This is a genomic window from bacterium, from assembly GCA_012517375.1.
GTDB lineage: Bacteria > Hydrothermota > Tepidihabitantia > B3-TA06 > B3-TA06 > JAAYVC01.
Genome location: JAAYVC010000007.1, coordinates 17874 through 28095, shown reverse-complemented (window position 1 = coordinate 28095; position 10222 = coordinate 17874). Strand labels below are relative to the sequence as shown.

Genomic DNA, 10222 nt, shown 5'->3' with positions numbered 1-10222 from the left:
TGAACACGGCGAAAATCTTTTTCAAAGATGGCTCGATCACAATTGGCTTAAGACAGATACGATATACAAAATACGACTTTCTTCATATGGCCTTGCGACTTCCACAAGGTGGCATGGTCAGGAGGTATCCTGGGATAACATAGTGCTCCGCAGCGTTGCCTATTACGACTACGCTTCAAAGAGCATAGACTCCGATGAACTGACAGGTTCGAGCTATACCCCAATAGTTACCTTTGCGAACGAAGGCATCAAGGCAGATAAAGATGCATACGTTTATGCTGAGATACTTAGTGGAGCCACAAGGGTGTACTTAGACTCCCTGAAGGTCTCCATTCCCAAAGAATCAACCAAACAGGTAACGTTCAAGCCCTGGTCAGTTGTGGGGGGAGGCCCCTTTACTTTGAGGGCATATCCTATGCTCGAGCTCGACGAGCTGTCAACGGATGATACACTAACGAAGTCCCTCGGCGGCATTCAAGAGACAGGAAGTCAAATCGAGCCATTGAAGATAGTTCAGAACCAAGCAGGTGTCGAATTCTCGTTTGCACCAGACATCGGTGGTGAGTTATCCATCTTTGATGTCTGCGGCCGCGAGGTGTTCAGGAGCGCTATCAACCCTAACACTGGAGACCTTCACTGGTCAACACGCGGTATGCCTTCAGGACTCTACTTCGCCAGGTTTGTATCTGGAAAGAATATAATCTCAAACAAGTTTTTGATTATTAACTGAACTCAGACAGAAGAGCAATCCTATTGACACAACTTGCATTTAAGATAGACTTAAGGCATAAAGGAGGCGAAGATATGCGAAAGATAGTTTTATTGATGTTGGTGTTATCTGTGGTGCTTTCTGCAAAGATATGGGTAAACGCGATACGCGACCCGGGAGCCGAGCTTGGCACAGGCGACTGGACTACGGAGATATGGGAGAACAAAGCAGGAGCTTCAGACAGTGCAAAAGTTAGCATCCATGATTCAACCAGATCATACGACGGTAAATTCTCTTTTTTGACAGATACATATAAACGTTGCTACGTTGAAGATGGTATTACGCAGCTTTACTGTAAACAGACTCTTCCAACGCCTAAAGCGGTTGCTGATGTAGATAGTTGTTTCTGGGTATTCAATATGGCTCAAGGTGATAAAGATTCTATTGCTAATTTCTTTATCTGTTTTCATACCTCTTCCTACAAGAATATCATTTGGGTTGTAGGATCAGCATCCGGAACATACCCTGATGAGGATACCAATTATGCAATCCAGTTGACTATTCCGGAAAAAGGAACATGGACAGAACAAAGAGACAACTTAAAACAAAAGTGGTTGGATCATGATTGGTCCTCTGAGGATTCCATAATCCAAGTCGAGCTTAGTACGACAGGTGGGCTTAATGGTTCACGTTGGTTCGGTCAGGAAGTCTCCTGGGACAACATCGTGCTTCGCAGTGTTGCCTATTACGACTACGCTTCAAAGAGCATAGATTCCGATGAACTGACAGGTCCGAGCTACACTCCAATAGTAACCTTTGCGAACGAAGGCATCAAGGCAGATAAAGATGCATACGTTTATGCTGAGATACTTAGTGGTTCCACAAGTGTGTACGTTGACTCCCTGAAGGTCTCCATTCCCAAAGAATCAACCAAACAGGTAACGTTCAAGCCCTGGTCAGTGACAGGTGGAGGTCCCTTTACTTTGAGGGCATACCCAAAACTCGAACTCGACGAACTCTCAACGGACGATACTCTAGCGAAGTCCCTTGGCGGCATTCAAGAGACAGGAAGTCAAATCGAGCCATTGAGGATAACCCAGACCTCCACCGATGTCGAGTTCTCGTTCACAACCGGGACAAGAGGAGAGCTATCCATCTTTGACGCCTGCGGCCGCGAGGTGTTCAGAAGCGCTATCAACCCTAACACTGGAGACCTTCACTGGTCAACACGCGGTATGCCTTCAGGGCTGTACTTCTCAAGGTTCACCACATCCGATAAAACTTTGACGAACAAGCTCCTGGTTATTAAATAACAGAGAAAACTAAAGAGAAAGCATCACGATTGCAACGATTGCGGCTGCAATACCTACAATCCGCTGCCACGTAATCGGCTCCTTTAGAAAAATCGTCGAAAAAAGAACTATCACCAGAACGTATTGGGATGTTAAAGGCACGACGACATTTGCAGGTCCTCCCTTCTGAAGCGCCCGGTTAAATGCAAGCGTGGCTAAAGAAGCGCCCAGTCCTGCAAGTGCTGCAAAAAGAACGTAGCGATTGAACTTCCAGTCAAATGCAGGAAGCCCTAGAAAAACCACGAGCGGAAGCACTGCAATCGAGGATATTAAAAGCATAACCCTCCAGTCAACGTGTCTTAGGGCTATTTTTGAAAGTATCCCCCATGCTCCCCAGCCAAGAATCGCTATTGCTGAAAGAACACGCCAATCGGAAAAAAGCTGCTTCACGAGCGGATTCTACGTGAGTTTTGAGCTAACGTCAATATAATAACTTGACACGGCTGATTCAGAGCATATATTATGTGGAATAAATCGAGGAATTAGAGGTATACAGGAGTAAAGAAGCGACAATGGCAAAGACGCGAAACATGATATCGGGTCTATTGGGGAGGGCGGGTAACTCCATATTCAGATTCTTGACAGCTCTTGAAGAAAAAGGCTTTATGCCGCGCGCTTTGAAGTGGGTAAAGGTTGCCGCACTCGGTATTATTGCCTCGCTCGTCGTAGCTCTTTCGCTTCAGGCTGAAGAGGCGCAAGTGACGTGTTATATTGTTGCGAGATTACCCGAAGCTGCGATATCGGACGTTATCATATCACCCGACCCGACCAAAGGCGCCGACTCGGTAAAGGTCAGGGCGACTGCAAAAGTGCTAAATCCTGAAATCGAAGATAATTACATTAAAGAAGCTTGGCTTTCAAGACAAAAGGATACCCTTAAGATACCGATGAAAGCGATTGACGGTAAGCTTTCGGATACCCTTGAAGTGCTCGAAGCCTCATTTTATGTCGGCGATCTTGACACGGGACAAAACTGGTTCTTCATCTCGGTTACCACTTCGCAGGGCAATCAGGAAATAAGCTGGCAGTCTTACGTTGTTTCAAAATCCGATTCACTGTCAGCGGATTCGACTATTAAAGAGGAGGACTAGATGTCGAAAACGAGAGGGTTCATTGCCCGCATCTTTGCAAGAATAGGCGGCTCGATATTTGCATTGTTGACGGGATTAGAGGAACGCGGCATCCTGCCTGGGGCGGCAAGATGGTTTAAACTTTCAATTTTGGGATTGGTAGTAGCTCTGGTGAGCGCGCCGCTTAAAGCAGCGGATGATGATATCATCTTATGCTACGTTCCTATAGAGGAACCTCATATATTAATCTCGGATGTTTCGGCTGAACCGAATCCGACAGCCGGCGTAGATACTGTAATCGTCAAGGCAACTGCAATGCTTGGACCTCAGTACAAGTATGAAGGAGATAGCGCTATCTCTGAAGCATTTATGCAGCTTTCCGGCGCTACAGGAGATACCGGAATTAATGGGGATACCCTTCATTATCCCATGAAAGCTTTAGACGGCAAATTCGGCGATACCCTTGAAACTTTAGAGGCGCGTCTCTACGTAGGAGGCCGTAAGCCTGAGACCACGTGGATTTACATAGTGGTGAAGACGAACACCGGCAATGCGGAAAGCGCATGGAAGCAATTAGTCATCTCCGCTCCAGCACCTGACAGTATCGACAAGAAGGAGGACAAAAATGACTGAACTAAGGAATAGACTGGCAAACCTGTTCGCAAAGCTAGGCGGAGAGCTTTTCGGCTCCCTGTCCGGTTTAGAGGAACGCCGGATTCTGCCGAAGGCGGCAAGGTGGCTAAAGCTGTCGCTGTTGGGATTATTCGTGGCGCTTGTCAGCTCTCTCTCGCTTGAAGCAAAAGAAGATGTTATTATGTGCTACAAACCCGCCCCCCCTCCCCTCATAGAACTATCCAAGCTTTCCGTAAGACCTAACCCTACGAAGGGCGCCGATTCTGTAACCGTAAAGGCAACTGCAAGAATAAGCGAGCACTTCAGAGGCGAAAGCACGATAAGCTCTGCCCGTATGAGAATGGGAGGAGATACGATATATTACCCTATGCGGGCGATTGACGGGAAATTCGACGCCGCTTCGGAGAGAATAGTCGGCCGGCTGTACGTTGGAAATATTGAGCCGGAAACGACCTATATATGCATAGAGGTAGAAAATTCGTCCGGTCAAACTGAAATAGAATCCTTAGAGCTTGTGATTACTGAACCGGATTAAACGAGAAAGGAGAAGCGGAATGGCAAAGATGAGAAAGAATTTGAATGCAATTCTCAGAGACGCAGGCAATCTGGTATTTAACGCGCTGTCAAGATGCCAGGATACCCCATTTCTCTCAAGAACAGCGCGCTTTTTGAAGGTTTCGTTCTTGGGGTTCGTTGTCGCCCTGATAGCTTCGTGCGGGAAAAGGGCAAGAACCGGACCCGGAGGAGAAGGCGGCCCTGTTACGACGTGCTATATGGTCGGACCACTGAATCCAACCATAACAGAGGTTTCCGCAACTCCGAATCCCACGAAAGGCGCACACATTATTCGAATAAAGGCCGCGGCAAAAGTGCTTGAACCTAAACTCGAGGACAACTACATTTCGGACGCCTGGCTCCAGACGAGCAGGGATACGCACCGGATAAGGATGCGCCCGGTGGACGGCCGTTTCTCGGACACCCTGGAGATTATTGATGGCCAAATCGACGTCAAGAGTATTAGGGTTCTTCCAGGATTTGGTCCGGAAACTATCTTGGTTTTCGTTCACGCTTCTACCTCTAAGGGTGAACAGTCATTAGCTTCACTGCGCCTGTTAATTTCGGAAAAGGAGTAAAGATGATGCGCGAATCGATAAGCAAACTCACATCCAGATTGTATGGATTCCTTTCAGGCTTCGAGGAGAACGGTATTCTGCCTGGAATAATGCGCTGGCTGAAACTCACTTTTGCTGGAGCGGCCCTGGCGCTGATTGCAGCGTGCGCCAAAAAGCAGCCCTTTGACGATGGTCTTGTGACCTGCTACGAACCTGTTGCCGTGTACCCCAGGGTGCCTGAGATAATCGTAAAACCTAACCCTACCAGAGGTGCGGATTCCGTAACCGTAAGCGCTAAAGCGCGGCTCGAGAATGCAGGCGATCTCGATGTTATAGCCGCAGCCCAGTGCATAGTCGAAGGAGATACAGTCCAGATGAGAGCGAAGGACGGCGCATTCGACGAAGCCAGTGAGGAACTCATCGGACGCATAAACGTAAAGAACATCAAGGCGGATAGCGCTCAAATCTACGTCAAGGTCGATTCAAAATCCTCAGGCTGGGGCATAGGCTCGACCGTTCTACGCATAACAGACAAGTAAGCGGCGGAGTCGGGGTTTTTCAGGGATTGACAACACTTCCGTGCTGGCTATATTCAATACAGCAATTAAGGAGGAAATATGGCTCGAACCAGATACATTTTCTTTGAATCCTTGAGGAGGATAGGCACCTCCCTTTTCGACTTTTTCTCCCGCTGCGAGGAGCGCGGGGTGCTGCCGCGGGCGGCACGCTGGATTAAGATGTCCGCCTTAAGCGCAATAGTCGCCGGGTTAGGCACAGTGAGCGCAGCCAGCCTTTTGAGTTGCTGCTATTTACCTGGAACCCCCCTACCCCGGATAGAGAACGCTTCAGTTACACCTAATCCTACTGAGGGAGCTGATACGGTCAAGATATCCGCACGCGCAACCATTCATTATTCATCACAAGATATCATCGTTGCCAAAGCCGTGTTCGTCTTTCAAGACGACACTACCGATATGCAGGCGGTTGACGGAAATTTTGACTCGCAGGATGAAGAGATAGAAGCAAAGCTCTACGTGGGTGATCAAGGTTCGGATACGGTCAAGATAAATATCTCAGCCGCCAATAATGATGATGAGTGGGGCGACCCACAGGAAATAGACCTCGAGATAACAGAATAAATCACCGGAGGCACAATGGCCAGAAGCCGATACATTTTCTTTGAATCCTTGAGGAGGATGGGAACATCGCTCTTCAACTTCTTCTCCCGCTGCGAGGAGCGCGGGGTACTTCCGAGGACAATGAGATGGACCAAGACCACTTTCCTCGGAGCGTTCGTTACAGGCATAACGGCCCTGAGCGCGGCGAGCGTGCTCAACTGCATAACTTGTTACGCACCGATGGAGTACCCGAAACCTCAAATCGCATCCTGCTCCATAATTCCTAATCCGACGGCAGGCGCAGATTCAATAACCGTTGAGGCAAGTGCACATGTCCCCAATGGAATAAGCGTAGAAGAAGATTATGTGGACAAGGTCATATGCATTCTTAATGCGGATACCACCCCTATGATTGTCACGAAAACAGATCCTTATGGTATGAAAGACGTTGAAGCTCGATTATACGTAGGCAATCTTTCCACGGGCGACACCTGCCGCGTAAACGTTGAGGCCGTCACTAATAAAGGGGAAAGAGATAACACTACATTAGATTTGTACATAACAGAATCAGAATAGCAGAACCATGGCTCAAGCAAAATACATTATTTTCGAAACTCTCAGGAAAGCAGGCTTTTCACTTTTTGACTTCTACTCAAGATGCGAGGAGCGCGGGATACTACCCAAGCTTGCAAGATGGATGAAGCTCTCATTCCTGAGTGCACTCGTTTCAGGATTAGGCCTTTTCGGCGCGGCCGGCTCGACTGCATGCTGCCCTGTCACTTGCTACGAGCCTGTTCCTCCGCCAATTCATAATATCGAGATCACGCCTAATCCTACAGGCGGAGCAGACTCGGTAATAGTCAAAGCCAGAGCCACTCTCATCCCTGCATCCAAGGACAACTATGTTAAATCTGCAGAGTGCTTCATCACTGGTAAAGATGCAAGTTCGGATGTCATCCAGATGCAGCCTGCCGATAGCTCTTTTGATGGTTCTTACGAGGAAATCTCGGCAAAGCTAGACATAACGGACATCGATACCGGAAGCGCTAAAGTTCATGTCAGGATATCTACGAACAAGAACAAGATAATCGAAGACAGCACGGATATTAGAATAACCGAATAGTCGAATGGAATTTATTGTAAAATTGGCTGTATTACCCAAATATCTACAAGGAGGAACTACATGGTTAAGACTCGAAACGCGCTCTCATCGCTCATAACGAAGATAGGAGCAAGGCTCCTCCCGGTTCTTTCGAGGTGGGAGGAGCAAGGAACTCTCAAAAAGACGGCGAGATGGACCAAGCTTTTCGTGCTGGGACTTGTGCTGACCGTTGCAGGCTGGCTCAGGGCTCAGCCGGAGCCGCCCATAGCAACCTGCTACGACATGGCCATAATCGACCCCGTGGTGGTCACTGAGTCTTCGATTACGCCGAATCCTACAAATGGAGCAGATTCGGTGACGGTGAATGCGACAGCCAAGGTTTACAATCCGGGGATTGAGGGCAACATCATATCCGGAGCAGACGTAAGACTCGTAGGCGATACGCTTCTTGTTCCTCTCAGGGCAGTTGATGGCAAGTTCTCGGACACCCTTGAAGCCGTCGAGGGCCGCATCTGCATCGGAGGGCTTGCCGCTGAAACCACGTGGGTGGACCTCACTTTCTATACATCCCAGGCAGGCATGTTTACAAAGCAGCTGATGCTTGTCGTTACTGAGCCTGACTCGACGGAAAAGAAGGGCAACGCAGGCGACTAAAGTGCGAGTTTCTCCTGAACCAAGACTTCAGAAGATTCTCATCTTCGAGGTAACGCAAAGATGCAATCTAAAATGCCGCTTCTGCTACAACATCTGGCACAAGCATCCTGAAACCGTGCATGAAGATTTGAGCTCGAGGGAAACAAGAGAGATGCTCGCAAAGCTCCTGAAAGAAACAAAACCCTCTTTCTTCACGATAAGCGGCGGCGAGCCAACCTTGAGACCCGATCTTGTAGACATCTCGCTGCAGGCTGCGCTATCGGGCGCGCAGCTCAATATTATCACGAACGGCCAGACGCTCGACAAAAAGCTTGCCAAGATGCTTGTTCGAGCGGGAATCTCGATGTTCGAGATACAGCTTCTTTCGGACAGACCACAAGAGCAAGAATACCTCCAGGGATGCAAGGGCAGCTTCGAGAAATCGGTTCGAGGGATCGAGGCAGTGCTTTCGACCAAGGCTAAGGCAGTCACGGCATTGATAGTCACAAAGCTCAACCTTCCAAGGCTCTGGGAGACTTTGGAACTTGCAAGGACGCTCGGCGCACACGGAACGATGCTTAACCGATTCAACCCCGGCGGAAGGGGGCTCGAGAATCTCGAAGAGCTCTCCCCCTCCCCTCAGGATGTGCTTTTTATGCTCGAGACTGCTGAACGCTTCGCCGTAGAGAAAAGATTTCCGATAAGCGTTTCTATACCTATTCCTTGCTGCCTTGTGGATATAAAGCACTATCCGCATCTGGGCTTCGGCTTCTGTTCGGCTGGAACCGAGGAGTGCTACCCGGTTGTCGATTCAATAGGGAATCTCAGGCCGTGCAACCACACGCCGCTTGTATTGGGAAATATCAGGGAGAAAAGCTTCTGGGAGCTTATGGATTCACAGACAAGGAAAGATTTTATTGACCACATCCCGGAGATTTGTCACGGCTGCAAGGATCTGGAAACCTGCCGCGCATCATGCCGCGCTGCGGCGCGGGAATGCGGCGGAAAGGAACCCTTCGTGGCGCAAGTGCTTGACAAATAAACAATTCCCGTTTAAACTTATATACTTGTATAAGGAACTCAAGGAGGTATAGATGTCTTCGGTTTTTGTTTTTTTTCAAAAAGGGGTTCGTTCGAAGATTGCGCTCATATTTTTCTTGTCCGTTTCGGCAAGTTACGGATTTTTGGCAGATGTTGTAAACCCTGTTGTCGTAGATGTCAGGGCGGCATCAATGGGCAATACCGCATCGGTAACGGCCTCCGGCAGCAACGCAATCTTCTTCAACCCTGCGCTTCTTGTCGACGCCAAGTATCTGGAACTCGGGGCAGGAGGCAGAATCTCCTGGGGTTATGCGGAAGAAGAAGCGCCGGGCAAGGAATTTTACACAAAGTACTCTCTGGTTCCTGCATTTACGCACGTCTCATTTACGCTTCCAATCAGATTCGAAGAATACGCAGCCCTCTACCCTGGTTTCGGCTACCACGAACACCTGGATCATTCTTATACAAGGGCCGTTGACTGGCAATTCGGCAAGGACAGCTACACAATTTCCGATACCATGACTGGAGAATTAGGCGTAATCACCGGAGGTCTGGCTCTAGAGATTCTCAATCACTATTCGATTGGACTATCATATAACTTCGGCGTGCTTTCTAAGCTTAAAAAGCAATACCGTGAAGTCATCATCATCGATTCATTAAACGCTGATACCTCAGGCGGCTTTTACGAAGAATACCGCATAAGATACCGCATGAATGCTTCTTCGGAGGCGTCATTCTTTCAGGTAGGTGTATTTGCTGAACCATTTCCCCAGCTGGGAATAAGCGCTTCATATCGTTCTCCAATAGACTGGGGATGGCGTTGGGGCGAAGAAACCATATCCGGCTCCCTCATAGCGTGGGATGGTTCAGTCGGATGGGATACCTTCGGGATTCAAATTAAACGCGAACCGGATGATTCTTCCGCCTACAAGCTCCCGGGTATATTTACGTTCGGTATCCGCTCTAAACCATGGCCTTTTTTGACCCTGGCAGGAGAGATTCAAACGCGTCTATTCTCTGGTCTTGAGATACTGCACGAAAAGACCAGGCTTAAGGACGCCTCAGCCTTCAAGTTCGGTGTAGAATTCAACTTGCCCGTAATACTCAGGCTAGGCATCTATTCCGACCCTATACCGTATGCGGACAGCGGACAAAACATAGCTAAAAGAATAACTGGACTGACCGGAGGTATTGGAATACCGCTTGGCCAGTACGGTGAGTTCGCTGCTTCTTTCGAATACTTAACCTGGAATCAAAAGCTAAGCCTTGCAGAAGACATCTACGCCGAGCATCTTTACAGGGTGAGCACATCACTTAAATTCTACTTTCCTGACGCCATTTGAGGGCCAGGAGGGCTAGTAGGGCAGGAGGGCAGGAGGGCTTGACAGCATTCAATTTCGGCATAACATAAGGATATAAAGAAGGCTCTTAATGAGGAATAAGAGTCTTTCC

General features: G+C 48.6%; 14 protein-coding genes. 13 read left to right on the top strand and 1 reads right to left on the bottom strand.

What is annotated here, in order from left to right:
- Positions 1–142 precede the first annotated feature (142 nt).
- Together GX441_01005 and GX441_01000 are read left to right on the top strand one after the other, a co-directional pair.
- Complete coding sequence (locus tag GX441_01005) at positions 143–730, top strand: T9SS type A sorting domain-containing protein (GenBank protein ID NLI97223.1); 588 nt, start codon at positions 143–145, stop codon at positions 728–730.
- Positions 731–804: 74 nt separating this feature from the next.
- On the top strand, positions 805–2022 hold the full coding sequence (locus tag GX441_01000; GenBank protein NLI97222.1) for a T9SS type A sorting domain-containing protein: 1218 nt from the start codon (positions 805–807) through the stop codon (positions 2020–2022).
- 9 nt (positions 2023–2031) lie between these two features.
- Here GX441_01000 and GX441_00995 read toward each other — a convergent pair whose 3' ends face one another.
- Positions 2032–2451 (bottom strand): EamA family transporter, encoded by a 420-nt coding sequence (locus tag GX441_00995; protein ID NLI97221.1) that lies wholly within the window; start codon positions 2449–2451, stop codon positions 2032–2034.
- Positions 2452–2573: 122 nt separating this feature from the next.
- On the opposite strand from GX441_00995, the gene GX441_00990 reads away from it, so the two are divergent.
- From GX441_00990 to GX441_00940, 11 genes are all read left to right on the top strand, one after another.
- Positions 2574–3152, top strand: coding sequence for a hypothetical protein (locus GX441_00990; protein ID NLI97220.1), 579 nt, complete (start codon positions 2574–2576; stop codon positions 3150–3152).
- A complete protein-coding gene (locus GX441_00985) occupies positions 3153–3764 on the top strand; it encodes a hypothetical protein (GenBank protein ID NLI97219.1) in 612 nt (203 codons plus the stop codon).
- Positions 3757–4299 carry a hypothetical protein gene (locus tag GX441_00980; protein NLI97218.1) on the top strand — a complete coding sequence of 181 codons (543 nt, stop codon included), beginning with the start codon at positions 3757–3759 and terminating at the stop codon, positions 4297–4299. The genes GX441_00985 and GX441_00980 overlap by 8 nt, the downstream gene beginning before the upstream one ends.
- Before the next feature lie 19 nt (positions 4300–4318).
- Positions 4319–4897 (top strand): hypothetical protein, encoded by a 579-nt coding sequence (locus GX441_00975; GenBank protein ID NLI97217.1) that lies wholly within the window; start codon positions 4319–4321, stop codon positions 4895–4897.
- 2 nt (positions 4898–4899) lie between these two features.
- The gene (locus GX441_00970) at positions 4900–5415 is read left to right on the top strand and encodes a hypothetical protein (protein NLI97216.1); all 516 of its coding nucleotides are present in this window, start codon (positions 4900–4902) and stop codon (positions 5413–5415) included.
- Positions 5416–5493: 78 nt separating this feature from the next.
- Complete coding sequence (locus tag GX441_00965) at positions 5494–6015, top strand: hypothetical protein (protein ID NLI97215.1); 522 nt, start codon at positions 5494–5496, stop codon at positions 6013–6015.
- 15 nt (positions 6016–6030) lie between these two features.
- A complete protein-coding gene (locus GX441_00960) occupies positions 6031–6570 on the top strand; it encodes a hypothetical protein (GenBank protein NLI97214.1) in 540 nt (179 codons plus the stop codon).
- A gap of 7 nt (positions 6571–6577) precedes the next feature.
- Positions 6578–7117 (top strand): hypothetical protein, encoded by a 540-nt coding sequence (locus tag GX441_00955; protein NLI97213.1) that lies wholly within the window; start codon positions 6578–6580, stop codon positions 7115–7117.
- A gap of 60 nt (positions 7118–7177) precedes the next feature.
- Complete coding sequence (locus GX441_00950; GenBank protein NLI97212.1) at positions 7178–7750, top strand: hypothetical protein; 573 nt, start codon at positions 7178–7180, stop codon at positions 7748–7750.
- A 1-nt stretch (position 7751) separates the two neighbouring features.
- Positions 7752–8771 (top strand): radical SAM protein, encoded by a 1020-nt coding sequence (locus GX441_00945; GenBank protein ID NLI97211.1) that lies wholly within the window; start codon positions 7752–7754, stop codon positions 8769–8771.
- 52 nt (positions 8772–8823) lie between these two features.
- Complete coding sequence (locus tag GX441_00940) at positions 8824–10113, top strand: hypothetical protein (protein NLI97210.1); 1290 nt, start codon at positions 8824–8826, stop codon at positions 10111–10113.
- The last annotated feature ends 109 nt before the right edge of the window (positions 10114–10222 follow it).

What these genes read in the sequence shown, in the direction of transcription:
- GX441_01000 (NLI97222.1), top strand. Translation starts at nt 805, where the DNA reads ATGCGAAAGATAGTTTTATTGATGTTGGTGTTATCTGTGGTGCTTTCT.
- GX441_00990 (NLI97220.1), top strand. Translation starts at nt 2,574, where the DNA reads ATGGCAAAGACGCGAAACATGATATCGGGTCTATTGGGGAGGGCGGGT.
- GX441_00985 (NLI97219.1), top strand. Translation starts at nt 3,153, where the DNA reads ATGTCGAAAACGAGAGGGTTCATTGCCCGCATCTTTGCAAGAATAGGC.
- GX441_00980 (NLI97218.1), top strand. Translation starts at nt 3,757, where the DNA reads ATGACTGAACTAAGGAATAGACTGGCAAACCTGTTCGCAAAGCTAGGC.
- GX441_00975 (NLI97217.1), top strand. Translation starts at nt 4,319, where the DNA reads ATGGCAAAGATGAGAAAGAATTTGAATGCAATTCTCAGAGACGCAGGC.
- GX441_00970 (NLI97216.1), top strand. Translation starts at nt 4,900, where the DNA reads ATGATGCGCGAATCGATAAGCAAACTCACATCCAGATTGTATGGATTC.
- GX441_00965 (NLI97215.1), top strand. Translation starts at nt 5,494, where the DNA reads ATGGCTCGAACCAGATACATTTTCTTTGAATCCTTGAGGAGGATAGGC.
- GX441_00960 (NLI97214.1), top strand. Translation starts at nt 6,031, where the DNA reads ATGGCCAGAAGCCGATACATTTTCTTTGAATCCTTGAGGAGGATGGGA.
- GX441_00955 (NLI97213.1), top strand. Translation starts at nt 6,578, where the DNA reads ATGGCTCAAGCAAAATACATTATTTTCGAAACTCTCAGGAAAGCAGGC.
- GX441_00950 (NLI97212.1), top strand. Translation starts at nt 7,178, where the DNA reads ATGGTTAAGACTCGAAACGCGCTCTCATCGCTCATAACGAAGATAGGA.
- GX441_00940 (NLI97210.1), top strand. Translation starts at nt 8,824, where the DNA reads ATGTCTTCGGTTTTTGTTTTTTTTCAAAAAGGGGTTCGTTCGAAGATT.